Genomic DNA, 23,448 nt, shown 5'->3' on the forward strand with positions numbered 1-23,448 from the left:
CCGAGATGAAATTCCTGGTTCTGGGCGCTGCGGCGGGGGGCGGATTGCCGCAATGGAACTGCGGCTGCCGCAACTGCGTCGATGCCCGGGCCGGACGGATCCCGTCTTCGGGCCAGTCGTCGCTGGCCGTGTCCGCCGATGGCGGGCGTTGGTCGGTCCTGAATGCCTCGCCCGATATCCGGGCGCAGATGCAGGCCAACCCCGCGCTGCATCCGCGGGGTCTGCGCGACACGCCGCTGCATTCGGTTCTTCTGACCAACGGCGATATCGACCATGTCGCGGGGCTGCTGAGCTTGCGCGAACAGACCCCGTTCACCGTGTTCGCCACAGCCGAGGTACTGGAGGTTCTGGCGGGCAACCGCATCTTCGACGCCCTTGCCGCGGACAAGGTCGCGCGGCGGCCGATCCGGCTGAACACGCCGTTCGACCTGCAACCGGGCCTGACGGCGGAACTTTTTCCGGTGCCCGGAAAGGTGCCGCTCTACATGGAGGGCGAGGAGGTGGAGACAGACCTCGTGGGGGAACAGACCGTGGGCGTGCGGCTGAGCGACGGCGCCAGGGTCGCCTGCTACATCCCCGGCTGCGCCGAGGTGACGCCGGATCTTCTGGCGCGGATTTCGGATGCGGATCAGCTGTTCTTCGACGGCACGCTGTGGACGGGTGACGAGATGATCCGCGAAGGCACGGGAACCAAGTCCGGTCGGCGGATGGGCCATATCTCGATCAGCGGACCCGAAGGGTCGATGGCGAAACTGGCCGGGTTGGGCGCGGCGCGGACCTACATCCACATCAATAACACCAACCCGGTCTGGCAGCCGGACGGGCCCGAACGCGCGGCGGTTCAGGCGGCGGGCTGGACCATTGCCGCCGATGGCATGGAGATCACGCTATGAACGCCCATGATCCGAAACCCGCGCAATCGCTCGAAGACCGCCTGCGCGGGATCGGCGCCGAGCGGTATCACGACAAGCACCCGTTCCACCAGCGGCTGCACAGCGGGCAATGCACGCCCGATCAGGTGCGGGCCTGGGTGATCAACCGCTGGGCCTGTCAGGCGGCGATCCCGATGAAGGACGCGGCCTTCATGTCGCGCTGCGCCGATCCCGACATGCGCCGCGCCTGGCGGTCGCGGATCGAGGATCACGACGGCGGCGTGGACGAGGGGGGGCGGTATCCGGCGCTGGCTGAAACTGGCCGAGGCGGTGGGGCTGGACCCCGATTACGTGGCCAGCGGGCGCGGCGTGCTGCCGGCCACGCAATTCGCGGTGGACGCCTATGTGCGCTATGTGCGCGACATGCCGCTGATCCAGGCGGTGGCGTCCTCGCTGACGGAACTCTTCGCGCCGAAGATCCACGAGCAGCGGATCGAGGGGCTGCTGCGACATTACGATTTCGCCAATGACGACAGCCTGTCCTATTTCCGCAAGCGGCTCTCGGAGGCGCCGCGCGACGTGCAATTCGGGCTGGCCTGGGTGCTGGAGCACGCCGACACGCCCGAGAAAGAGGACATGGCCTGCGAGGCGCTGATCTTCAAGACCAACGTGCTGTGGGCGCAGCTCGATTCGCTGTGGCACGCCTATGTCGAACCCGGCCACATCCCGCCCGGCGCCTGGCGGCCCGGCGAAGGCATGGCATGAGCGCGCCCATGCGGCTGGAGCTGGCCCCGGCCGAGCGCCCCTTTCTGCCGCGCGGCGTGCGCATGGCGCGGGACCGGGTGCGGGGCGGCGCGGTTCTGCTGGCTCTGGAAAAGGCGATCGCGCTGGACGCGATCGGCGAGGCGATCCTGTCCCGCGTCACCGGCGAAGCGACCTTCGCCGAGATCGTCGCCGACCTTGCCGCGACCTATGACGCCCCGGAGGGGCGGATCGCGGAGGACGTGCAACGCTTCTTCGTCGGACTGCGCGCGCGGCGCTATCTGGAGGTGCGGTCATGACAGTGCAGCCGCCGCTTGCCATGCTGGCCGAGCTGACCCATCGCTGCCCGCTGGCCTGTCCCTATTGTTCGAACCCCGTGAACCTGCAGGGCAGGGATACCGAGCTGGACACTGCAATCTGGGCCGACGTGTTCGCCCAGGCGGCCGAACTGGGCGTGTTGCAGCTGCACCTGTCGGGGGGCGAGCCGGCCTCGCGCCCCGATCTGGTGGAACTGACCGCGGCGGCGGCCGAGGCGGGGCTTTATACCAACCTCATCACGTCCGGCACCGGTCTGACGCCGAAACGGCTGGACGCGCTCGAGGCCGCGGGGCTCGACCACATCCAGTTGTCGCTTCAGGGCACCAGCGCCGCGCTGGCCGACCGGATCGGCGGCTACAAGGGCGGGTTCGACCGCAAGATGGCCGTGGCAGAAGAGATCAAGCGGCGGGGAATCCCGCTGACGCTGAACGCGGTGATGCACCGTCTGAACATGGACGATCTGGAGCGCGCCATCGAAATGGCGGTGGAACCGGGCGCGCGCCGGCTCGAGGTCGCCTGCGTCCAGTTCCACGGCTGGGCGGCCGAGAGCCGCGACGCGCTGATGCCAACCCGAGAACAGACCGAGGCGGCCAAGCGCATCGTGGCGCGCGAACAGGCGCGGCTGCGCGGGGTTCTGGCCTTCGACTTCGTGCCGCCGGACCATTACGCCGACTACCCCAAGGCCTGCATGGGGGGCTGGGGCTCGACGGGGCTGAATGTCAGCCCCGACGGCACCGTGCTGCCCTGTCATGCGGCCGAGAGCATCCCGCATCTGCGTTTCGACAATGTGCGCGACAAGAGCCTGCGCGAGATCTGGTATGACGGCGCGGCCTTCAACGCCTATCGCGGCACCGACTGGATGCCCGAACCCTGCGCGGGCTGCGAGCGCAAGGAGATCGACTTTGGCGAATGCCGCTGTCAGGCCATGGCGCTGGCCGGCGATCCCGCGCAGGCCGATCCGGTCTGTCGCAAGTCGCCGGCGCATGGCAGGGTGACAAGGATACTGGACCGGCTGGCCGAAAACGACTCAGTCGATACGCTGCGATACAGGCGATATCCGGCCAGGGCCGATATGCGGCAGGAGTGATTCTGGAAACAATCATTCAAATTTTTCGGCGTTGTCGTCAGAGCGAGTTCAAAACTCCCCAGATTTGGGGAGGCTGTGCATGAAGGTTTTTGATTCGGGCCCCATTTGCGCCACAATCTTGCCAAAGTGTAAATTGGATGGCGTGATATGAAAAAAATGGTTTTCCTTCTGTCGGCTCCTTTGGTGCTGGCCGCGTGCGGCGACAGGACCGAGCGTTACCCTGCCGCCTGGCATCAGCTCAAGGCGGCCTGCGTCGGGGGCGATTATGCGGCTTGCGCGGATATCGGGCATCAGGCCCGTGCCGCGGCGACACCGCAGCCCGAAAAGATCGTCATTTCCGAACCGATCGTAGATTGACGACCGAATTCAGCCGGGGGGCGATCCCGCCCACGGAGGCCGGGCATCCGAAATGCCCAGCCTGGGGAAGCCGCCAAAGGTGGCTTCCCCACCGTCTTTTTTTGGGGGGGGCGGGGTCTAAAGGAGCGGCTGGCCGCGCGTTAGTCCCGCTGTCCGGAAAACCGGCTCTGCCATTCCTCGCGCTGTTCATCGGTGATCTTGGCAAACAGTACATCGGGCACGGTAAACGCATGCCCCGGCGCCAGCGCCTGCAATGCCTGTTCCACGTCATCGGGCCAGCTGTCATCCTGCGTGCCCATCGCCTGCAGCATCCGTTCGGCGGTGAAGGGGATGAAGGGGGCCGACAGCACCGCGTAGAGCCGGATCAGGTTCAGCGCCAGCCGCACCTGTGCCGCCGCCGTCTCGGGATCCTCCTTGAAGGTCGCCCAGGGCGCGGCTGACTGCAGGTATTCGTTCCCCGCCACCCAGATCGCCCGCAGCTCTTGCGCGGACTTGCGCACCTCCATCGCCTGCATCAGATCCTCATAGGCGCGTATGCGCGCGGTCAGATCGTCGATCAGGGCGCGCTCGCGCTCGCCCCACGCGCCACCCTCGGGCACCGCTTCGCCGAATTTGGAGCGGCAGAACTTGGTCACGCGGCTGACGAAATTGCCCAGCACGTCGGCCAGATCCTTGTTGACAGATTGCTGGAAGTTTTCCCAAGTGAATTCGCTGTCGCTGCTTTCGGGGGCGTGGCTCAGCAGCCACCAGCGCCAGTAATCCGCCGGCAGGATCGCCAGCGCCTGGTCCATGAACACGCCGCGCCCCTGGCTGGTCGAGAACTGGCCGCCGTCGTAGTTGAGGTAGTTGAACGACTTCAGGTGATCCACCAGCTTCCACGGCTCGCGTGACCCGATCAGCGTGGCCGGAAAGCTGAGCGTGTGAAAGGGCACGTTGTCCTTGCCCATGAACTGGACATAGGTCACGTCCTCGGCGCCCTTGTCGGTGCGCCACCAGCGTTCCCATTCCGCATCCGCCGCGCCGCGCGCCTGTGCCCATTCGCCCGCGCAGGAGATGTATTCGATCGGGGCGTCGAACCAGACGTAGAAGACCTTGCCCTCCATGCCCTGCCATGGCGCGCCCGGAAACTGCGCCGGGATGCCCCAGCTGAGATCGCGGGTGATGCCCCGGTCCTGCAGCCCGTCGCCGTCATGCAGCCATTTCTTGGCGATCGAGGTGGTCAGCACCGGCCAGTCGGTCTTGGAATCGATCCATTTGTCCAGCTCGTCGCGCAGCAGCGACTGGCGCAGATACAGGTGTTTCGTCTCGCGCACCTCAAGATCGGTCGAGCCGGAAATGGCGCTGCGCGGCTCGATCAGGTCGGTCGGATCGAGCTGCTTTGTGCAGTTTTCGCACTGGTCGCCCCGGGCCTTGTCATAGCCGCAATTGGGACAGGTGCCTTCGATATAGCGGTCGGGCAGGAACCGACCGTCGGCCTTGGAATAGACCTGTTTTTCGGTCACCACCTCGATCAGCCCGTTTTCGCCCAGAACCTTGGCGAAATGCTGGGTCATGCGGTGGTTTTGGGGGCTGGAGGAGCGCCCGAAATGGTCAAAGCTCAGCCCGAAGCGGCGGGCGATGTCGGCCTGCACCTGATGCATTTCGGCGCAGTATTCGGCGACCGGCTTGCCGGCCTTGGCGGCGGCGAGTTCCGCCGGGGTGCCGTGTTCGTCGGTGGCGCAGAGAAACAGAACCTCGCGCCCGCGCCCGCGCTGGTAGCGGGCGAACAGGTCGGCCGGCAGCTGGCTGCCTACCAGATTGCCCAGGTGCTTGATTCCATTGATGTAGGGAAGTGCCGAAGTGATGAGATAGCGTTTCATGTCTGGCAGGCCCGCGATTTTCCGGTTCGCGCGTCCCTTAGCAGGCGCGCCGCCAAAGCGCCAGATGGCGCGTGCCCGCCCGAATGCGCCATGCGGCATGGCGGCTCTGGACCTTGGCCGCGCTTTGGTCCATATCTGCCCCGACCAATGGCCGGAGGCACCTCATGGGAATCCTGAACACTCTTTTGCGCGCAGTGACCTGGTGGAACGGTTCGACCCTGAACACCCAGCTCTACACCTGGCGCAAGGGCATCAAGGTGGGCGAGGACGAACAGGGCAACGTGTATTACCGCAATGCCGATGACACGCGGCGCTGGGTGATCTTCAACGGCGAGGCCGAGGCCAGCCGGATCAGCCCCGACTGGCACGGCTGGCTGCACCATACCTTTGACGCGCCGCCCACGCAGAAGCCGCTGGAGCACAAGCCGTGGGAAAAGCCGCATCAGGAAAACCTGACCGGCACGCCGCTGGCCTATATGCCCAAGGGCTCGATCCGCGACGGCCACCGCCCGGTCGAGCGGCGCGACTACGAGGCCTGGCAGCCGGAATAAGCGGGGTCCGAACCGATGGCGCACAATCTGACCGAGGTGACCGTCGGTGGCGCGGTGCTGGCGGCGGCGATCGCCTTTGCCGTCTATACCGGCCAGGCAACCGGCCTGTCGCGCGACGTGGGCGGGTATGAACTGCACGCCTCGTTCCGGTCGCTCGAAGGCGTCACGGTGGGCACCGATGTCCGTCTGGCCGGGGTCAAGATCGGCACGGTCACGGATGTCGAGTTGAACCCCGAAACCTATCGCGCCGACACGACCTTTTCGGTGGCCGAAGGGATCAAGATCCCCGATGACAGCGCGGCGGTGGTGTCCTCCGAGGGGCTGTTGGGCGGGAATTTCCTCGAGATCATGCCGGGCGGGTCACCGTTCTACCTGGAGCCCGGCGAGGAAGTGCTGGACACCCAGGGCGCGGTCAGCCTGATTTCGCTGTTGCTCAAGTTCGTGGGCGGCAGTGGCGGCGCCGACAGCGGCGGTGGCGACCAGTGATCCGCAGGGGTCTGACGGCCATCGCGCTGGCAGTCGTGGCCGGCGGCGCCGCGGCGCAGGACAGCATCGAGATCACGCCTCTGGAGCCCGCCGATGACGGGATCAGCATCCAGCCGCTGAACCCGCAGGGCGGGGTGATCCAGGTGATCCCGCAGGAAGAGCCGCGCCAGGTTGGCGCCTCGGGCACGGGCGCTGTGCTGCGCGGGCTGGACAAGGTGAGCGGCCACGTTCAGGATTTCGAAGTTGCCGTCGGCGAAACCGCCCGGATCTTCGGGCTCGATGTGGCGCTGGGCGACTGCCGCTATCCGGCCGAAAACCCCACGGGCGATGCCTTTGCCTTTCTCACCATCTGGGAAACCGGCAGGAACGATCAGCTGTTCGACGGCTGGATGGTGGCCTCGTCGCCCGCTCTGAACGCGCTGGATCACCGCCGTTACGATGTCTGGGTGTTGCGCTGTATCACCTCTTCGGCCGAAGGCACCGGCGGCGAGGCAAAATCCGCCGACTGAGCGATCGCGCGCTCCAGCTGCCGCCGATAAACCGCGCGCGGGATTTCGACCGCGCCCAGCGAGGCCAGATGCGGCGTCAGGAACTGGGTGTCGAACAGGGTGAATCCGCCCTGCCGCAGCCGGTCCACCAGAAAGGCCAGCGCGATCTTGGAGGCGTCGGTGCGGCGCGAGAACATGCTTTCGCCGAAGAACGCCGCGCCCAGAGTGACGCCATAGACGCCCCCGGCCAGTTCCCCGTCCATCCAGACCTCCAGCGAATGGGCATGCCCCATCTCGTGCAACTGGATGTAAAGTGTGCGGATCACGTCGTTGATCCAGGTTTCGGCGCGGTCCGCGCATCCGTCCAGCACGCCGACAAAGTCGCGGTCGATGGTGATCTCGTAACCGCCGCGCCGCATCCGTCGTGCCAGTGACCGCGAGATGTGAAACCCGTTCAGCGGGATCACGCCGCGCAGTTTGGGATCCACCCAGAACACCTCGGGGTTGTCGCGGCTTTCCGCCATCGGGAAGACCCCGATGGCGTAGCCGTGCAACAACACTTGCGGCGTCAGCTCCATTCCGGCGGTCAGCCGTCCATGTGCTCGGCCAGCCAGCGTTCCAGCCAGTGGATGTTGTAGTCGCCCGACTGGATGTCGGGTTCCTGCAGCAGCGCGTGGAACAGCGGAATCGTGGTGTCCACGCCATCCACGATCAATTCCCCCAGCGCGCGATGCAGCCGCGCCAGCGCCTCTTGCCGGTCGCGGCCATGCACGATCAGCTTGCCGATCAGGCTGTCGTAAAAGGGCGGGATCGTGTAGCCGTCATAAAGCGCCGAATCCATCCGCACGCCAAGTCCCCCGGGCACGTGGTAATGGGTGATCTTGCCGGGGCAGGGGGTGAAGTCGGGCAGCTTCTCGGCGTTGATGCGCACTTCGATCGCGTGGCCGTCGATCTTCAGATCCTCCTGGGTGAAGGACATCGGCAGCCCTTCGGCCACCCGGATCTGTTCGCGCACCAGATCGACGCCGAAGATGGCTTCGGTCACCGGATGCTCCACCTGCAGGCGAGTGTTCATTTCGATGAAGTAGAATTCGCCGTCCTCGTAGAGGAATTCGATCGTGCCCGCGCCGCGATAGCCCATCTTGGCGACCGCATCGGCGCAGATCCGGCCGATCCGGTCGCGCTCTTCGGCCGAAATCGCCGGGCCCGGGGCCTCTTCGAACACCTTCTGGTGACGACGCTGCAGCGAACAATCCCGTTCGCCCAGATGCACGCCGTTGCCCTTGCCGTCGCCGAACACCTGGATCTCGATATGGCGGGGCTTCTGCAGGTATTTCTCGATATAGACCTCGTCATTGCCAAAGGCGGCCTGCGCCTCGGCGCGCGCGGTGCGAAACGCGGTTTCGATCTGGTCCTCGCTGGCCGCGACCTTCATGCCGCGCCCGCCGCCGCCGGCAGTAGCCTTGATGATCACCGGATAGCCGAATTCGCGCCCGATCCGCTTGGCCTCTTCGACGGTGGCCACCCCGCCGTCAGAGCCGGGCACCACCGGGATGCCCAGTTCCCGCGCGGTTTCCTTGGCGGTGATCTTGTCGCCCATGATGCGGATATGTTCCGCCGAGGGGCCGATGAAAGTTAGACCGTGATCCTCGACGATCTGCACGAAGCGGGCGTTTTCCGACAGAAAGCCATAGCCGGGATGGATCGCCTGCGCGCCGGTCACCTCGCAGGCGGCGATGATCGAGGGAATGGACAGATAGCTCTGCGGGCTGGGCGGGGGGCCGATGCAGACGGATTCGTCGGCCATGCGCACATGCATCGCGTCGGCATCGGCGGTGGAATGGACCGCCACCGACCGGATGCCCATTTCCCGCGCGGCGCGGATCACGCGAAGCGCGATCTCGCCGCGGTTGGCCACAAGGATCTTGTCGAACATGGGGGCCGCCTTACTCGATGATGACCAGGGGCGTGCCGAACTCGACCGCCGCGCCGTCCTCGACCAGGATGCGCTTGACCGTGCCGGCGCGCGGGGCCGGGATCTGGTTCATGGTCTTCATCGCCTCGACGATCAGCAGCGTGTCGCCTTCGTTGACATGCTGGCCCACGGTGATGAAGGGATCGGCGCCCGGTTCGGGCTGCATGTAGACCGTGCCCACCATCGGCGAGGTTACCGCGCCGGGATGGTTGGCAGGATCGTCCGAAGCGGCGGGGGCCGGGGCTTCGGCGGCGGGCGCCGGGGCCGCTGCGGCCGGGGCGGGCGCGGGGGCGGCGGCGGGCACGGCCACTTGAACCGGGGCCGCGGCGGTGGACGCCACGCGGCTCACGCGGACGTCCAGGCTGTCGTCCTCGCCGTAGTCCCGCTTGACCCGCAGTTCGGCCAGGTCGTTTTCCCGCAGCAGTTCGGCCAGCGCCTTGATGAAGGCCACGTCCGCTTCGTGTCTGTTCTCTGTCATGGGATCCCCTCAGGCGGTTCCTTGAGCGCCGCGCCGGGCGCGGGCCTCGATTTTCTTCCTGCGCGCTTATAGGCCAGGACCGCGCGGGTGAAAAGCGCCTGAATGCCGTTGCGGCACGGGACGCGCGGGTGCGGTCGGGGACGGTCAGCCGGCGGCCATCACAGCGGCATCCCCGACAGTTTCGCCACCAGTTCGGGCAGCTTGCGCGCGCCGAATTTCTGCAACAGCCGCGCGCGGTGCGCCTCGACCGTGCGATAGCTCAGCCCCAGCTCGGCGCCGATCTCCTTGGCCGAAAGCCCGTGGCAGGTGCGGATCGCCACTTCGCGTTCGCGCGGGGTCAGTTCGATCACGGGCCGGTCCTCGGAGATGTCGGCAAAGGACCAGATGCCGTGCCGGAACGGATCGTCCGGGGTGAGCGACTTGCCCCGCACCCGGCACCAGAAAAGCTCGCCATTGCGCCGCCGCATGACCCGTTCGTCGTGATATTCGCCGGTTTCGCGCATCGCCTGCAGCCCGCGTTGTCCGATCCGTTCGAAATCGGCCAGCGAAGGGTAGAGGTTCAACAGCGGCAGGTTCTGGTAGTCCTCGGGCGCGCCGCCGAACATCGTGGCGAATTCCACGTTGCAGCGCCGGATCACCCGGTTTTCCAACTCGGCCAGCCCGATCGGGGCGTGATGGAACGCAACGTCATTCATGGCCCGCACTGTGGCGCGTATTTCTACGGAATTGAAGGGCCAACCGGCCCCGCGCTACAGTCCCGCGCGAGACGGCGCGGGGCGCGCGCCGGGACATTCCGCCCCTTTGGGCGCATTCGGAGGAGTTTCACATGGTCTATATCGCAGGCTGGGGCCACACCAAGTTCGGCAAGCTCACGGACATGGATCTGCAGGATCTGATCGTCGCCGCGGGGCAGGAGGCGCTGATGGATGCCGGCATCCCGGCGGCGGATGTGGACGGGATCTGGGTCGGCCACTTCAATGCGGGCATGGTGCCCGACGGGTTCCCGTCCTCGCTGTCGCTGGCGATCCATGACGGTCTGCGCTACAAGCCCGCGACGCGGCTGGAAAATGCCTGCGCGTCGGGGTCGGCCGCCGTGTTCGCCGCGCGCCAGGCGATTCTGGCGGGCGAGGTTAAGGTCGCGCTGGTGATCGGGGTCGAGAAGATGACGCATCTTTCCACCCCGGACGTGACCGCCGCGCTGGGCCACGCCGCCTATCAGCGCGAAGAGGCGGGGATGAGCTTTCCGGGCGTATTCGCCCAGTTCGCGCAGGCCTATTTCGAGAAATATGGCGACCACACCCGCACGCTGGCGAAAATCGCCGCCAAGAACCACGCCAACGCGATGAAGAACCCGCTGGCCCAGTTGCACAAGGAGCTGGACGAGGAATTCTGCGCCACCGTGTCGGACCGCAACCCGGTGGTGGCCGCGCCGCTGAAGGTGACCGACTGTTCGCTGATCTCCGACGGGGCGGCGGCGCTGGTGATGGTGGCCGAGGATCTCCTGCCGGCCGTGTCCAAGGCCGCGAAGTTCCGCTCCGTGGCGCAGATCAACGACGTGCTGCCGATGTCGCAACGCGATCTGCTGAAATTCGAAGGCCCGCGCCGGGCGATTCACACCGCTTATGAACGCGCCGGGATCACCGTCGATGACGTGGACGTGGCCGAGGTGCATGACTGTTTCACCATCGCCGAACTCCTGATCTACGAATCGATGGGGCTGGCCGCGCACGGGCATGGCGCGGATGTGCTTGAGGCGGGAACCGTCTATCCCGGCGGCAAGCTGCCGGTGAACCTCTCGGGCGGGCTCAAGGCCAAGGGGCACCCGGTCGGCGCCACGGGCGTGTCCATGCACACGCTGGTCGCGCGCCAGGTGCTGGGGCAGGCCGACGAGATGCAGCGCCCCGGCGCCGAGCTGGGGCTTGTGTTCAACATGGGCGGCTCGGGCGTGGCCAACTATGCCTCGATCCTCGAGGGCGTGAAGGGATGAACCTCGCGGTCTGGCTGCACCGTCAGGCCCAGGCCAGGCCCGACCGGCCGGCGCTCTATGCGGGGCGCGATCTGGTGGCCGATTACGCCGCCTTCGCCGCCCGAGCGGCGGCGGTGGGGGCGTGGCTGCGGGGGCAGGGGGTGCGCCCCGGCGACCGGGTGGCGATCTTCATGAAGAACGCCCCGGACTACCTGATCGCGCAATACGGGATCTGGTATGCGGGCGCGGCCGCCGTGCCGATCAATGCCAAGCTGCACGGGCGCGAGGCGGCCTTCATCCTGGAAAACTCCGGCACGCGGCTGGCCTTCACCTCGCCCGGCCTGACCGAGGCGCTGCAGGCGGCGGGCGTGTCGTGCCCGCTGGTGGACATCTCGGACGACGACTGGGCGCGGGTGCAGCAGGCCGAACCGCTGCCCGAACCCGTCCCCCGCGCGCCGGACGATCTGGCCTGGCTCTTCTACACCTCGGGCACCACCGGCCGGCCCAAGGGGGTGGTGATCACCCACCGGATGCTGATCGCCGTGTCGCTGGCCTATTTCACCGACGTTGACGCGGCCAGCGGCGCGGACGCGATCCTCTACGCCGCGCCGATGAGCCACGGCGCGGGGCTTTACAACATGCTGCACGTTCTGGTGGGCGCGCGCCATGTCTGCCCGCCCTCGGGCGGCTTCGACCCCGCCGAGATCTTCGACCTGGCCCGCCACCACGGCCGCGTCCACATGTTCGCCGCCCCCACCATGGTAAAGCGGATGACCGAGGCCGGCAGGGCGGCGGGCGAAACCGGCGAGGGCCTGCGCACCATCGTTTATGGCGGCGGCCCGATGTATGTGGCCGACATCCTGCAGGCGGTGGACCATTTCGGCCCCGTCTTCGTGCAGATCTACGGCCAGGGCGAATGCCCGATGGGGATTACCGCCCTGTCGCGGGACGAGGTGGCCGACCGCACCCATCCGCGCTGGCGCGACCGGCTGATGAGCGTCGGCCGCGCCCAAGCCCCGGTCGAGCTGCGCATCGGCGCGGTGGACGGCACCCCGCTGCCGCCGGGGGAAGTGGGCGAGATCATGGTGCGCGGCGACGTGGTGATGCCGGGCTACTGGCAGAACCCCGAGGCGACGGCAAAGACCCTGCGCGACGGCTGGCTGATGACCGGCGACATGGGGTTCATGGACGAACACGGCTATGTCACGCTTCAGGACCGGTCCAAGGACGTAATCATCACCGGCGGCTCGAACGTCTACCCGCGCGAAGTGGAGGAGGTGCTGCTGACCCATCCGGCCGTGCGCGAGGTCTCGGTGGTCGGCCGCAGGCACCTCGACTGGGGCGAGGAAGTCGTGGCCTTCGTCGTGGGTGACGCCGATCCGGCGGAACTGGACCGGCTGTGCATCGACCGCATCGCTCGGTTCAAGCGCCCCAAGGACTACCTGTTCTTGCCCGAATTGCCGAAGAACAACTACGGTAAGGTGCTCAAGACCGAGCTGCGCAAGCTTCTGGAGGACGGACAATGACGGATCTGAGCGGCAAGACCGCGCTGGTGACCGGTTCGGTGCAGGGGATCGGGCTGGCCATCGCCGAGGAACTGGCCAAGGCCGGCGCGCGGATTGCGGTGCATGGGATTGCGGGGGATGCGCAGATCGAGGAAGTTTGCGACCGCCTGCACAAGGCGGGCGCGCCCCAGGCCGAGTATTTCCCCGGCGATCTGCGCCATCCCGACCGCATCGCCGAGCTGATGGAGGCCGTGGCCGCCTGGGGCGGTACGGACATTCTGGTGAACAATGCCGGCATCCAGCGCACCGCGCCCTTGGTCGAAATGCCGCGCGACACCTGGGACGAGATCCTGTCGGTGAATCTCTCGGCCGCCTTCCAGACCATGCAGGCCGCGCTGCCGCGCATGGCCGAACGCGGCTATGGCCGGGTCATCAACATCGCCAGCGTGCACGGCCTCGTCGCGTCAAAGGAAAAGGCGCCCTATGTGGCCTCCAAATTCGGCCTCGTCGGCCTCAGCCGGGTCGCCGCGCTGGAATATGCCGCCACCGGCAGCCGCGAGGCGGGCGGCGTGACGGTGAACTGCATCTGCCCCGGCTGGACCGAAACCGCGATCATCGAACCCCAGGTGGAGGCCCGCGCCGCACTTTTCGGCGGCGACCGGAACGCGGGCATCGCCGATCTTCTGAAGGAAAAACAGCCCAGCCTGCGAATCTCCGACCCGTCGGAGATCGGCGCGCTGGCGGTCTGGCTCTGCAACCCCATTGCGCACAACGTGACCGGCACCGCGATTCCCGTGGACGGCGGCTGGACCGCGCAATAACGCCCAGGCGGTCGCATCGGTCCGCGACCGCACGGACGGGTGCCGGTGTCGATCCCCCCTGTCTCTTCATCTTGCCGAAAATACTCCGGGGGAGCGCGAGGGGGCAGCGCCCCCTCGCCTCGCCTGACTGTGCGCCTGTGGCGCAACGGGGCAGCGCCCCCTCGCCTCGCCTGACTGTGCGCCTGTGGCGCAACGGGGCAGCGCCCCCTCGCCTCGGTCGGATTGGCCTTGCCAATCCGAAACAGCCTCCACGCAACCCGGATCAGCGCCCCTCGCTAACCCGCGCTTTGCAGCAGAAATTCACGCAGGACGCCGGGATCGAACGGCTTGTGCACCAGCCGTGCCCCGATCCGCTCGCACAGATCGGCCAGATCGCTGGAGCGGTTGGCCGAGATCACGCAGGCCGGCAGGGGGCCGTAGCGCGCCCGCAGGCGGATGATGGCATCGGTGCCCAGCCGCCCGTCATCCAGCTGATAATCCACCACGATGACGTCCGGCGCGATATCCACCTCTTCCAGCAGCGCCATGGCCTCGGCCTCGTTCGCGCAGGGAAAGACGTCCACGCCCCAGTTCTCCAGCGTGACCGCCACCGCGTTGCGCAATTCGTCATCGTTCTCGATCAGCAGAACGATGCGCTGTCCCAGATTCGAACCGGCCGGCATCCCGTCCTCGGGGCGTATCTCATCCGCGCCGGGTCGCGAGGCCAGCGGCAGGCTGACCGCAAAGCGCGTGCCATGCCCCTCTTGCGAGACAAGCTCCAGCGGGTGGTTCAGCAGGCGGCAGGCCCGGTCCACGATGGCCAGCCCCAGCCCCATCCCGTCGGCCGCGCTTGCCGCCGCGTTCAGGCGGTGGAACTCGGCGAATATCTCCTCCTGCTGGCTTTCGGGAATGCCGGGGCCGGTGTCCCAGACCTCCAGCCGCACCCCCGGGCGCGCCCGCCGGACGCCGACCAACACGCGCCCGGTTTCGGTATAGCGCACCGCGTTCGACACCAGGTTCTGCAGGATCCGCCGCAGATAGGCCGCGTCGCTGCGCACCACCGCGCGGCTGAGCACGATGCGGAAATCCAACCCCTTGCGCGCCGCCACCGGTCCCAGTTCATCGGCCATCTGCCGCAACAGCAGATCCAGCCGCACGTCGGACAGGTGCACCTCCGCCTTGCCCGAATCGAGCTTGGAGATGTCCAGCAGCGCCCCCAGGATTCCCTCGACGCTGCGGAGCGCATTCTCCGCCTTGTCCAGCCGCTGTTTCAATTCCGCTTCGTCCGTGGCGCTGCCGATGGAGGCAATGTAGAGCTTGGCCGCCGAAAGCGGCTGCAGCAGGTCATGGCTGGCCGCGGCCACGAAACGCGACTTGGAGGCGTTGGCCCGTTCCGCTTCGGCCAGCGCGTCCTCAAGCTCCAGCGTCCGCTCCATCACGCGCCGTTCGAGCGTCTCGTTGACGTCCGATATCGCCCGCATCGCGGCCCGTTCCGCCGAAACGTCGGTAAAGCTGATGACAAAACCGCCATCGGGCATCCGCTGCGCGAACACCGTCAGCACCCGCTGCGCGCCGATCTCGATCTCCATCGACAGCGGGGCGTGGCGCTCGTCGCTGGCCACCCAGTCCAGCAGGATCTGCGCGTCAAAGGCATGGGCAAAGCGCACCTCGCGCTTGAGCTGGTCATAGACCGTCCGAAACGAGGTGCCGACGTGAAACCGGCCCATCGGCAGCGACAGGAACTCGCCCACCCGCCGGTTCCAGCCGATCAGCCGGTCCTTGCCGTCGAAGATGCAGACACCCTGGTTGAGATGTTCCAGCGTGGCGCGGATCAGCCGGGCCTGGTCGTCGCGCAGCTTTTCGCGTTCGCGCCGTTCCAGCCGCACCATGTCGGTCACGTCCGTCTGCACCACCACCGTGCCGCCGTCGGGGGTGCGCTGTTCGCTGACCTGCAGCCAGCGGGCGCCGGCGAGGCGGGCGTTGAACGCGACATGATCGTCCCTGTGCCGTTCCATCCGGCGGGCGGCCCAGATCTCGGGTGTCTCGCCGCGCGGCAGGATCAGGAAGGGGCTCTGCGACACCAGCCGGACATAGTCGGCATAGGCAAGGCCGGGACGGAACAGGTGGTGGATGTCGCGGGTGTGTTCGCCAAAGCGGCTGTTGCAAGTGACCAGCTCGTCCTGCGGGTTGAACAGGGCGAACCCTTCCTGGATGGTTTCGATCGCGTTCCACAAGTCGGCGCGGGCGGCCTCGGTTTCGGCATTGGCGCGGGCCAGCCGGGCGTTCGATTCGTTCAGCAGGTCGATCGCGCGTTCCAGCGCCTCGGTGCGGGCGCGGACCTCTTCCTCGAGCATGGCGGCGCGTTCGAACTGGGCATAGGCCACGCCGGTTGCGTCCGCGCTCTGCTCGACCCGGCGCATCAGCGTGGTGGCGATCTTCAGCAGCTTCTCGTTCTGCCGCTCAAGGCTGTCGGCGGGGTTGACCAGCGTGTGCGCCATCGCGTCAGCCCTCGGCCGGGGGGTAGATCGCCACGCCGGTCAGCGTCTGGTTGACATGCATGGAATTGACCTGCTCGCCATAGGTGCAGAACCCCACCACCCGGTGCCGCGACAGGATCCGCGACAGCGCGCCGGCCATCTGTTTCTGCTCGGCCTCGACCCGCCGCAGCAGGCAGTCGCAGCCCAAGATCGTGTCGGGCGCGCCCGGCTCGCTCAGACGCCCCAGTTCGCGTTCCAGGTGCGAAGCCATGTCCTCGGGTTCCGACAGGGTCAGCACCACGCCTTCGTCTATGGCGGAAAAGAACACCAGGTCGCCATTGTCCGCCACGCGCTGGATCGAGCGCACATGGTGCTGGTCGCCGATGCGCACCACCACCGGGTGCGAGGCAAAGGTGAAGGTGGTCAGCTGCTCGGGATCCTTGCCCAGGATCCGGGCATATTCCCGCGCCGCCGGTTCGGCGTTGATCTCGTGCACCACGCGGCGGGCGGGGTCGGCGCCGGTCACGACCATGCGGGTTTCGGTGGGGATCAGGTGATCGGTCTTGAACACCCGGATCGGGCATCGGGTGCGCACCTGCACCAGCACGGCGGCGTTTTCCAGCGCCTGCCCGTCATGCAGCACGAAGGTGCGTTCGAACCGGGTGCCGTCGCCCGCCGAGCCGCCAAAGAGCGGCACCGGCCCCAGCCCCAGCGCGATGTCCGACACCAGCGCGTCCTCGCGCGTGCTCAGCCCGTCGATCATCAGAAAGATGAACTCCGACCCCCAGCCGGGTTCCTCGGCCGCCAGCGCCCGGCGCGACCGGATCATGCGGTGGATGATGTCGGTGCCGTCGAAGCGGTCCAGGTCCGGAACCAGGATCGTGCGCGCGATGAAATGCGACCGGGGCAATCCCAGCGCGACGATTTCGCCCTCGGCATAGCCGTGCTGCGAGATTTCCCCGGCCGTGGTGCAGCCGACCACCCGCGCGGGGGCCAAGCGGTCGCGGGCGGCGGCGATCAGCGCGGCCACATCGGTGCGCGGGCAGGCGAAGAGGATCACGATCTCGAACGGGGTGTCGCCCAGGCCCCGCGCCAGGGTCTCGACCGCATCCGCCGCCCGGCAATCGGCGACCGCCGTGCGCACGATGCGTCCGGTCCCGGCCTCGCCCAAAGGCGCGTCCGTCAGGCCATTGATCTGGTTCACCGCGTCTCCTCCCCGTGGTCGCGGCAAGTCTAGGTTGCCGGGGGGCCCTCCTGCAAGGCGTTCGGAAAGCTCGATTCCTTGGCGATCAGCACCGCCTGCGTGCGGCTTTGCACGCCCAGTTTGCGCATGATCGCAGTGACATGCGCCTTGACCGTGGTTTCGGCGATCGACAGGTCATAGGCGATCTGCTTGTTCAGCTTGCCTTCGCAGATCAGTTGCAGGATCCGCGCCTGTTGCGCGGTCAGCGAGGCCAGCCGCGCCGCCGCGTCGGTCTGTTCGGCGGTCGCCGTGTCGTCCAGCAGCACATGGCCGGCGGGAATGAACTGTTCGCCCCGTGCAAGCGCCCCGATCGCCTGCTGAAACACGTCGCGCTGGCTGTGCTTGGGTACGAACCCGTTGGCGCCGGCATGGATGGCCGAGCTGATGATCCGGTTGTCGGCCATGGACGACACGACCACGATCGGCGCCCCGGTGGCGCGGCGCAGTCGGATCAGCCCGTCCAGCCCGTTCACGTCGGGCAGGTTCAGGTCGAGCACGATCAGATCCGGCCCGGATCCGCCGGCCATCCGGTCCAGGGCGTCGGCCAGACAGGCCGCGGTTTCGATCCGGCGGATGCCGGTTATCGCCTGCAGCGTCATCGACAGCGCATCGCAAAACAGCGGATGGTCGTCCACGATCAGCGCCGATTGAAAGCCGTTTGCATCTGAGCCGCTTTGGGTCATGCCTTTGCCGGTTTGTCTGCTTTGCCCCAGCCTATCAAAGGGGGAGGCCGGGGAAAAATAGGCATTAGGTCGTAGGAGGAAGAAAAGGCGCGCGCCCAAGGAGGACGCGCGCCTTGATCCGACAACGGGCGAGATATCAGTTGGCGGCCATCTGCTTGGGCAGCTTGAAGGTCCAGAGCATGCCGCCCTGGTTGAGATAGTTGACCTTCTTGGCCACTTCGCCGCCCCACAGCGGCACCGCGCCGCCCCAGCCGGAGATGACCGAGACATACTGTTCGCCGTCCATTTCCCATGTGATCGGCTGGCCGACGATGCCCGATCCGGTCTGGAAGCTTTACAGCACCTCGCCGGTTTCGTCGTCGAAGGCCATGAACTTGCCCTCCGGCGTGCCGGTAAAGACAAGCCCGCCGGCGGTGGCCATCACGCCGCCCCACAGCGGGGCCTCGTTCTTGTATTCCCACACGATCTTGCCGGTATCGGGGTCGATCGCCTTGAGGCTGCCGATGTGGTCCTCGTAATTGGGCTTGATGGTGAAGCCCGCGCCCAGATAGGCCGCGCCCTTCTTGTAGGTGATCGGCTCGTTCCAGATGTCCATGCCCCATTCGTTGCTGGGCACGTAGAAATTGCCGGTGCGCTGGCTGAAGGCCATAGGCATCCAGTTCTTGCCGCCCAGGAAGCTGGGCGAGGCAAAGATCACTTCGCCCTTCTTGCCGTCGGCCGCGTCGCGGGGATCGCCGGGGCGGTTGTCCTCGTTGAAGATCGGGCGGCCGTTTTCGTCGATGCCACTGGCCCAGGTGATGTCCTTGACAAAGGGATAGGCGGCGACGAACTTGCCGTCCTCGCGGTTCAGGACATAGAAGAACCCGTTGCGGTCGGCGGTGGCGAAACGCTTGTTGCCCTGCCGGTCGGTATAGGCGATCACCTCGTTCACGCCGTCATGGTCCCAGCCTTCGCGCGGGGTGGTCTGGAAATGCCACTTGATCTCGCCGTTATGCGGGTTCAGGCCCAGCCGCGAGGCGGCATAGAGGTTGTCGCCCGAGCCGTCGTTCTTCTGCCCCGCATCGCGCAGCCAGCTGTTCCAGGGCGCGGGGTTGCCGGTGCCAAAGACCAGAGTGTCGGTGTCGATGTCGTAGGACCCGCCCAGCCAGGTGGCGCCGCCGTCGGTCTTCCACATGTCGCCCGGCCAGCTGGCGTTCAGCGTGCCGGTCATGGTGCTTTCCTTGCCCTTGTAGGTGCCCATGTGGCTTTCGATCACGGGCCGGGTCCAGACCAGTTCGCCGGTTTCGGCGTCACGCGCCTGCACTTCGCCGACGATGCCGAATTCACCGCCCGAATTGCCGGTGATCACCAGCCCGTCCACGATGATCGGCGCGGCGGTGTAGGAATAGCCCGCCTTGTAATCGGCGATCTTCTTGCGCCACTTGACCTTTCCGGTCTTGCGGTCCAGCGCCACGATGCGCGCGTCCAGCGTGCCGAAATAGATGTTGTCGCCATAGATGGCCGCACCGCGGTTGATCACGTCACAGCAGGGCAGGATGCCTTCGGGCAGGCGGGCGTCATATTGCCAGATCTCCTCGCCGGTCCTGACGTCGATGGCATAGACGCGGCTGTAGGATCCGGTGATGTACATCACCCCGTCATAGACCAGAGGCTGGGTCTCCTGTCCGCGCTGCTTTTCGCCGCCAAGGCTGAAGGCCCAGGCGGGGGCGAGGTTCTTGACCGTGTCCTTGTTGATCTTGTCCGGCGGGCTGTAGCGCTGAAGATGGCGCCCCATGCCGTTGGTGACCACCTGCGAGGTATTGGCCTGGTCGTTCTTCAGATCGTCCTCGGTGACGCCGGCATGGGCCATGCCCGCTGCCATGACACCCGCGACGACCAAGGTGATAAACCGGTTCATTGGGTTCCTCCCGTCGCAGTCCATGGCCGCTCCCGTCTGTCGCGAACAGGAAAAGAGGAAGGCCGCGTGTATTATTGAAGGCCGGGCCGCGCGGCGAAATTGCACAATGGTCGTAGGGGAAGTCGCAGGCCCGCACGGCCGCGCCGCAGGGGGGAGGCTGCCGGCGGGCGAGGCGTCCCCTCATGTGCCCGACCGGATTTTGGTCTCTTCATGTCAGGGCCGTAGCCCGCATTCCTGAAGCAGTCGTATTTCTTGGCGGGGGAGGGGCCGGTGCGTCGGCCGGCACCGTCGGGAAACCGATCCGCGCCCGGCCGGGCGATTCGCGTCCGGCGGGATTGAGCGGCTCCGGGGGCGAACGCGGCCGCGTACACGGGGGGGCGGCTGCGGGACCGGATGGCCGTCGCAAGGGAAACGCGGGCAGGAAGAAAGGGGCGCCAACCCTTCCGGGCGGCGCCCCCGAATGCGTTCGGATCGGGTCGGGATCAGCCTTCGGCCTTGGCCGCGGTCGCGGCGGCCGGCGCGGGCTTGGTCACCGGGCGGCCGGGGTTCAGCGGGTCGTCCTGGCGCTGCACCGAGCCTTCGAAATGCGCACCACTTTCGATGGCGATGGTCTTATGCACGATGTCGCCCTCGACCCGCGCGGTCGAAGTCAGGCGCACCTTGAGCCCGCGCACGCGGCCCACCACGCGACCGTTGATCACCACGTCATCGGCCACGACCTCGCCCTTGATGGTGGCGCTTTCGCCGACGGTCAGCAGGTGGGCGCGGATGTCGCCTTCGACCTTGCCCTCGACCTGGATGTCGCCGCTGGTCTTGATGTTGCCGGTGATGTGCAGGTCCGACGACAGGATCGACGCCGGCGGCTTGGGCTTGGGCGCTGCGGCCTTCATGTCGCTGGTCGGAGCCGTCGGCGCGGCGGGCGCTGCTGGCCGGGCGGTGTCCTGCGTTTTGTTGCCGGATTCGTGGATCTTGCTCTTAGAAAACATTTCTCGCAGCCTTGAGATAGGTCATGGGATTCACAGGTTTGCCGTTCACGCGGATCTCGTAGTGCAGATGAGGCCCGGTGGAGCGTCCGGTGCTACCCATATCACTGATGTGGTCGCCGCGCGATACCCTTTGGCCCTTTTTCACGCGGATCCGCGAATTGTGCGCATAGTAGGTCTGGATGCCGAAGTCGTGCTGGAGGATCACCAGCTTGCCGTAGCCTGACTGCCAGCCGGCGAACTTCACCACGCCGTCGGCGGTGGCGTAGATCGGGGTGCCGACCGGGCCGGCAAAATCGCCGCCCTTGTGAAATCGCCGCCCGCCGGTCATGGGGTCGCGGCGATAGCCGAAGGGACTGGTATACCGCACCGGCGCCCGGACCGGCATCGCAAAGGGCGCCTTTTCGGCGGCGATCCGGTAGAGGTTCAGCTGGTCCAGCCGGTTCAGGATCCGGTTGGCGCGCAGCTCGTCGGCGGTGGGCTCCTCGCCGCGGGTCGAGAACGTGATCGGCGTCAGCGGTCCGCCCATGCCGCTATAGCCGCGCCGGACCTGTTCGAGGATCTGTTCGGGTGGCATGCCGGCGGCGCGGAACATCTTTTCCAGCGGCTTGACCGAAATCATCATCGCCTCTTCGATCTGGCGGAAGATCTGGTCGTTCTGTTCCTGCATCAGGCGCAGGGCGCGCTTCAGCTCGTCGCGCTGGCGCAGGGCGTCGCGGGCATCGCGGGCGATGCGGTCGCGTTCGGCCGCGGTTTCGGCCAGCGCCTGCGCGGCAAAGTCGATTTCGGCCGGTGTGGTCTGCGCGGCGGCCAGTTGCGCGCCCTCCGCGTCCTGCCTGTCCTCGAGCGCCGCCAGCTGCGCGCGGGTCGCGTCGCGCTCCTTCAGCGCGCGGCGCAGCTTGGCCTGGACGACCTCGAGCCCGGTTTCCAGCTCTTTCGCGCGGGTTTCCGAGGCCAGCAGTTCCGATTGCATCACCGATATCTGCGCCAGCGCCGCGTTGAACCGCTCCTGCGCGGCAATCGCCTCTTTCGCGCGGGTGTCGCGTTCGGCCGCCAGTTCGTTCAGCCGCTGCTGATAGGCGATCTGGTCGCGCCGGGCCTGTTCGCGGAAATTGTCCGCCCCGATGCCGTCCATCAGCAGGATGGCGGTGGCGATGATGGTCCAGCCCACCAGCAGCGAAAGCCCCGCATAGGCGATCAGCTGGGTCGCGGGCCGCAGGCGGATGTATCGCGTGTCGGTGTCCGACTTCAGAAACACGCGGCGTTCGGGAAAGTGCCTCTCCAGAAGCGCGTGAACCCTGATGGCCAGGCGTGAGCGCATGTGTGTCGTCCCCATTCCATCCCCGAAATGTCGGCGCCGGATCCGTGCCTGGCGCCCTTGGCCCGCTTGTCTAGCGGCCGATCGAATTTTCGGCAAGTTTCAACGCAGTCTCAGGCGGTTGTGCCCGGAAACCGGCAGAAATCCGCCGCTTCCCGCGGGGCGGCACGGGACAATTCGCGTGCGGGTGAGGGCCGGGGATCACGGGCGCGGGCGGTGGGCTCTTGTGTTCGGGCCGGGGCGCTTTCATTCTGCGCTCCGACGAATTGGGGGGCAGACAGGGGCGTGGTGCCGTCCCATAGTGTCGGCGAGCGAGCAGGAGGAGCGAGATGGAGCGGTTCGACAACAGTCCCGAAACGGCGCTGGCCTGGCACCGCGAGGGGATCGGAGCGGCGCTGGCCACCGTGGTGCAGACCTGGGGCAGTGCGCCGCGCCGGGTGGGATCGCAGCTGGCGATCGGCGGTGACGGGCGGATCGAGGGGTCGGTTTCCGGCGGCTGCGTCGAGGGCGCGGTGATCGTCGAGGCGCAGGAGGCGATCGAGGACGGCCGCCACCGGCTGCTGGAATTCGGGGTGAGCGACGAGGACGCCTTTGCGGTGGGGCTGGCCTGTGGCGGGACGATCATGGTTCTGGTCGAGCCGGTCGGCAGCGCCTTGCCCGTGGGCCTGCTGGAGGAGCTGGTGGCGGCGCGGGCGGCCCGGCAGGCTGTGGCCTACGAGGTGAACCTGAAGACCGGGGCGCGGCGGCTGGTGCGGGACGGATATCCCGAGCGGATGCGGATGGACCGGTCGGGGATGGAGGAGGATGGCGAAACCTTCGTCGCCGTGCACAACCCGCCGCTGCGGCTGATCGTGGTGGGGGCGGTGCATATCGCGCAGGCGCTGGTGCCGATGGCGCGGATCGCGGGCTATGATCCGGTGATCGTCGATCCGCGCGAGACCTTCGCCAGCGCGGCGCGGTTTCCGGGCGAGACGATCCTGCATGACTGGCCGGACGAGGCAGTTGCCCGGCTGGGGTTGGATTCGCGCACGGCGCTGGTGCTGCTGACCCATGATCCCAAGATCGACGACCCGGCGCTGGAGGCGGCGCTGGGGGCGGACGTGTTCTATATCGGCGCGCTGGGGTCAACCCGGACCCATGCGAAACGGGTGGAGCGGATGAAGGCGGCCGGGTTCACGGAGGCGCAGATCGCGCGGATCCACGGGCCCGTGGGGCTGGATATCGGCGCGGCGGGGCCGGCGGAGATCGCGGTGGCAATCCTGGCCGAGATGACGGCGGTGCTGCGCGGGGTTCGGCCGTGACTGCGGGCGGAGGGCGCGGAGCGGGGGCTCTGCCCCCGTCGC

General features: G+C 67.1%; 21 protein-coding genes and 2 pseudogenes. 12 read left to right on the forward strand and 11 right to left on the reverse strand.

What is annotated here, in order from left to right; translation table 11 throughout:
* The first annotated feature begins 5 nt into the window (after window positions 1-5).
* The 5 genes and pseudogenes from pqqB (at window position 6) to C4S70_RS01255 (ending at window position 3,396) form a co-directional block, all read left to right on the forward strand.
* Window positions 6-893 (forward strand): pyrroloquinoline quinone biosynthesis protein PqqB, encoded by an 888-nt coding sequence (pqqB, locus tag C4S70_RS01235; protein ID WP_104006282.1) that lies wholly within the window; start codon window positions 6-8, stop codon window positions 891-893.
* A pseudogene (gene pqqC, locus C4S70_RS01240) lies at window positions 890-1,637 on the forward strand (pyrroloquinoline-quinone synthase PqqC). The gene pqqB and the pseudogene pqqC overlap by 4 nt, the downstream one beginning before the upstream one ends.
* Window positions 1,634-1,933, forward strand: a complete 300-nt coding sequence (pqqD, locus tag C4S70_RS01245) for a pyrroloquinoline quinone biosynthesis peptide chaperone PqqD (RefSeq protein WP_235003635.1) — start codon at window positions 1,634-1,636, stop codon at window positions 1,931-1,933. The pseudogene pqqC and the gene pqqD overlap by 4 nt, the downstream one beginning before the upstream one ends.
* On the forward strand, window positions 1,930-3,039 hold the full coding sequence (pqqE, locus tag C4S70_RS01250) for a pyrroloquinoline quinone biosynthesis protein PqqE (RefSeq protein ID WP_104006283.1): 1,110 nt from the start codon (window positions 1,930-1,932) through the stop codon (window positions 3,037-3,039). Before pqqD ends, pqqE begins: the two co-directional genes overlap by 4 nt.
* 156 nt (window positions 3,040-3,195) lie before the next feature.
* Window positions 3,196-3,396 (forward strand): hypothetical protein, encoded by a 201-nt coding sequence (locus tag C4S70_RS01255; protein ID WP_146064164.1) that lies wholly within the window; start codon window positions 3,196-3,198, stop codon window positions 3,394-3,396.
* A gap of 140 nt (window positions 3,397-3,536) precedes the next feature.
* Here the strand turns inward: C4S70_RS01255 and metG are convergent, their stop codons facing one another.
* Window positions 3,537-5,255, reverse strand: coding sequence for a methionine--tRNA ligase (metG, locus tag C4S70_RS01260; RefSeq protein WP_104006285.1), 1,719 nt, complete (start codon window positions 5,253-5,255; stop codon window positions 3,537-3,539).
* A gap of 164 nt (window positions 5,256-5,419) precedes the next feature.
* Here metG and C4S70_RS01265 point away from each other — a divergent pair, with 164 nt between their 5' ends.
* The 3 genes from C4S70_RS01265 (at window position 5,420) to C4S70_RS01275 (ending at window position 6,801) form a co-directional block, all read left to right on the forward strand.
* Window positions 5,420-5,806 carry an NADH:ubiquinone oxidoreductase subunit NDUFA12 gene (locus C4S70_RS01265; protein ID WP_104006286.1) on the forward strand — a complete coding sequence of 129 codons (387 nt, stop codon included), beginning with the start codon at window positions 5,420-5,422 and terminating at the stop codon, window positions 5,804-5,806.
* Between the two features lie 15 nt (window positions 5,807-5,821).
* Window positions 5,822-6,292, forward strand: a complete 471-nt coding sequence (mlaD, locus tag C4S70_RS01270) for an outer membrane lipid asymmetry maintenance protein MlaD (protein ID WP_104006287.1) — start codon at window positions 5,822-5,824, stop codon at window positions 6,290-6,292.
* Window positions 6,293-6,426: 134 nt separating this feature from the next.
* Window positions 6,427-6,801: a DUF2155 domain-containing protein gene (locus tag C4S70_RS01275; protein ID WP_235003666.1), complete on the forward strand. Its 375-nt coding sequence runs from the start codon at window positions 6,427-6,429 to the stop codon at window positions 6,799-6,801.
* On the opposite strand, the gene aat is transcribed toward C4S70_RS01275, so the two are convergent.
* The 4 genes from aat to C4S70_RS01295 all read right to left on the reverse strand — a co-directional run bounded on the left by aat (window position 6,726) and on the right by C4S70_RS01295 (window position 9,928).
* Entirely contained in the window at window positions 6,726-7,358 is a 633-nt protein-coding gene (aat, locus tag C4S70_RS01280; protein ID WP_104006288.1) for a leucyl/phenylalanyl-tRNA--protein transferase, read from the reverse strand. The two genes, C4S70_RS01275 and aat, sit on opposite strands and share 76 nt — an antisense overlap.
* Window positions 7,359-7,366: 8 nt before the next feature.
* Window positions 7,367-8,716, reverse strand: coding sequence for an acetyl-CoA carboxylase biotin carboxylase subunit (gene accC, locus C4S70_RS01285; protein ID WP_104006289.1), 1,350 nt, complete (start codon window positions 8,714-8,716; stop codon window positions 7,367-7,369).
* Between the two features lie 10 nt (window positions 8,717-8,726).
* Window positions 8,727-9,233, reverse strand: a complete 507-nt coding sequence (accB, locus tag C4S70_RS01290; RefSeq protein ID WP_104006290.1) for an acetyl-CoA carboxylase biotin carboxyl carrier protein — start codon at window positions 9,231-9,233, stop codon at window positions 8,727-8,729.
* Between the two features lie 158 nt (window positions 9,234-9,391).
* Window positions 9,392-9,928 (reverse strand): LuxR C-terminal-related transcriptional regulator, encoded by a 537-nt coding sequence (locus tag C4S70_RS01295; RefSeq protein WP_104006291.1) that lies wholly within the window; start codon window positions 9,926-9,928, stop codon window positions 9,392-9,394.
* A gap of 131 nt (window positions 9,929-10,059) precedes the next feature.
* On the opposite strand from C4S70_RS01295, the gene C4S70_RS01300 reads away from it, so the two are divergent.
* The 3 genes from C4S70_RS01300 to C4S70_RS01310 are packed head-to-tail and all read left to right on the forward strand — an operon-like array spanning window position 10,060 to window position 13,525.
* A complete protein-coding gene (locus C4S70_RS01300; RefSeq protein ID WP_104006292.1) occupies window positions 10,060-11,220 on the forward strand; it encodes an acetyl-CoA acetyltransferase in 1,161 nt (386 codons plus the stop codon).
* Entirely contained in the window at window positions 11,217-12,725 is a 1,509-nt protein-coding gene (locus C4S70_RS01305) for a class I adenylate-forming enzyme family protein (RefSeq protein WP_104006293.1), read from the forward strand. Before C4S70_RS01300 ends, C4S70_RS01305 begins: the two co-directional genes overlap by 4 nt.
* Entirely contained in the window at window positions 12,722-13,525 is an 804-nt protein-coding gene (locus tag C4S70_RS01310; protein ID WP_104006294.1) for a 3-hydroxybutyrate dehydrogenase, read from the forward strand. The genes C4S70_RS01305 and C4S70_RS01310 overlap by 4 nt, the downstream gene beginning before the upstream one ends.
* A gap of 275 nt (window positions 13,526-13,800) precedes the next feature.
* Here C4S70_RS01310 and C4S70_RS01315 read toward each other — a convergent pair whose 3' ends face one another.
* The 6 genes and pseudogenes from C4S70_RS01315 to C4S70_RS01340 all read right to left on the reverse strand — a co-directional run bounded on the left by C4S70_RS01315 (window position 13,801) and on the right by C4S70_RS01340 (window position 22,108).
* Complete coding sequence (locus tag C4S70_RS01315; RefSeq protein ID WP_104006295.1) at window positions 13,801-16,002, reverse strand: hybrid sensor histidine kinase/response regulator; 2,202 nt, start codon at window positions 16,000-16,002, stop codon at window positions 13,801-13,803.
* A gap of 4 nt (window positions 16,003-16,006) precedes the next feature.
* Window positions 16,007-17,176 carry an FIST N-terminal domain-containing protein gene (locus C4S70_RS01320; protein ID WP_380218896.1) on the reverse strand — a complete coding sequence of 390 codons (1,170 nt, stop codon included), beginning with the start codon at window positions 17,174-17,176 and terminating at the stop codon, window positions 16,007-16,009.
* A gap of 38 nt (window positions 17,177-17,214) precedes the next feature.
* Window positions 17,215-17,907, reverse strand: a complete 693-nt coding sequence (locus C4S70_RS01325; protein WP_104006297.1) for a response regulator — start codon at window positions 17,905-17,907, stop codon at window positions 17,215-17,217.
* Between the two features lie 136 nt (window positions 17,908-18,043).
* A pseudogene (locus C4S70_RS01330) lies at window positions 18,044-19,804 on the reverse strand (PQQ-dependent methanol/ethanol family dehydrogenase).
* Between the two features lie 482 nt (window positions 19,805-20,286).
* Window positions 20,287-20,790: a bactofilin family protein gene (locus C4S70_RS01335; protein WP_104006298.1), complete on the reverse strand. Its 504-nt coding sequence runs from the start codon at window positions 20,788-20,790 to the stop codon at window positions 20,287-20,289.
* A complete protein-coding gene (locus C4S70_RS01340; protein WP_104006299.1) occupies window positions 20,780-22,108 on the reverse strand; it encodes a M23 family metallopeptidase in 1,329 nt (442 codons plus the stop codon). Before C4S70_RS01340 ends, C4S70_RS01335 begins: the two co-directional genes overlap by 11 nt.
* Before the next feature lie 326 nt (window positions 22,109-22,434).
* Here C4S70_RS01340 and C4S70_RS01345 point away from each other — a divergent pair, with 326 nt between their 5' ends.
* Window positions 22,435-23,406, forward strand: coding sequence for an XdhC family protein (locus C4S70_RS01345; RefSeq protein ID WP_104006300.1), 972 nt, complete (start codon window positions 22,435-22,437; stop codon window positions 23,404-23,406).
* Window positions 23,407-23,448: the final 42 nt, after the last annotated feature.

Origin of the sequence: Jhaorihella thermophila (assembly GCF_900108275.1) — a bacterium.
Lineage (GTDB): Bacteria > Pseudomonadota > Alphaproteobacteria > Rhodobacterales > Rhodobacteraceae > Jhaorihella > Jhaorihella thermophila.

Coding starts and splice junctions, on each gene's coding strand:
- pqqB (WP_104006282.1), top strand. CDS start 6: ATGAAATTCCTGGTTCTGGGCGCTGCGGCGGGGGGCGGATTGCCGCAA.
- pqqD (WP_235003635.1), top strand. CDS start 1,634: ATGAGCGCGCCCATGCGGCTGGAGCTGGCCCCGGCCGAGCGCCCCTTT.
- pqqE (WP_104006283.1), top strand. CDS start 1,930: ATGACAGTGCAGCCGCCGCTTGCCATGCTGGCCGAGCTGACCCATCGC.
- C4S70_RS01255 (WP_146064164.1), top strand. CDS start 3,196: ATGGTTTTCCTTCTGTCGGCTCCTTTGGTGCTGGCCGCGTGCGGCGAC.
- metG (WP_104006285.1), bottom strand. CDS start 5,255: ATGAAACGCTATCTCATCACTTCGGCACTTCCCTACATCAATGGAATC.
- C4S70_RS01265 (WP_104006286.1), top strand. CDS start 5,420: ATGGGAATCCTGAACACTCTTTTGCGCGCAGTGACCTGGTGGAACGGT.
- mlaD (WP_104006287.1), top strand. CDS start 5,822: ATGGCGCACAATCTGACCGAGGTGACCGTCGGTGGCGCGGTGCTGGCG.
- aat (WP_104006288.1), bottom strand. CDS start 7,358: ATGGAGCTGACGCCGCAAGTGTTGTTGCACGGCTACGCCATCGGGGTC.
- accC (WP_104006289.1), bottom strand. CDS start 8,716: ATGTTCGACAAGATCCTTGTGGCCAACCGCGGCGAGATCGCGCTTCGC.
- accB (WP_104006290.1), bottom strand. CDS start 9,233: ATGACAGAGAACAGACACGAAGCGGACGTGGCCTTCATCAAGGCGCTG.
- C4S70_RS01295 (WP_104006291.1), bottom strand. CDS start 9,928: ATGAATGACGTTGCGTTCCATCACGCCCCGATCGGGCTGGCCGAGTTG.
- C4S70_RS01300 (WP_104006292.1), top strand. CDS start 10,060: ATGGTCTATATCGCAGGCTGGGGCCACACCAAGTTCGGCAAGCTCACG.
- C4S70_RS01305 (WP_104006293.1), top strand. CDS start 11,217: ATGAACCTCGCGGTCTGGCTGCACCGTCAGGCCCAGGCCAGGCCCGAC.
- C4S70_RS01310 (WP_104006294.1), top strand. CDS start 12,722: ATGACGGATCTGAGCGGCAAGACCGCGCTGGTGACCGGTTCGGTGCAG.
- C4S70_RS01315 (WP_104006295.1), bottom strand. CDS start 16,002: ATGGCGCACACGCTGGTCAACCCCGCCGACAGCCTTGAGCGGCAGAAC.
- C4S70_RS01325 (WP_104006297.1), bottom strand. CDS start 17,907: ATGACCCAAAGCGGCTCAGATGCAAACGGCTTTCAATCGGCGCTGATC.
- C4S70_RS01335 (WP_104006298.1), bottom strand. CDS start 20,790: ATGTTTTCTAAGAGCAAGATCCACGAATCCGGCAACAAAACGCAGGAC.
- C4S70_RS01340 (WP_104006299.1), bottom strand. CDS start 22,108: ATGCGCTCACGCCTGGCCATCAGGGTTCACGCGCTTCTGGAGAGGCAC.
- C4S70_RS01345 (WP_104006300.1), top strand. CDS start 22,435: ATGGAGCGGTTCGACAACAGTCCCGAAACGGCGCTGGCCTGGCACCGC.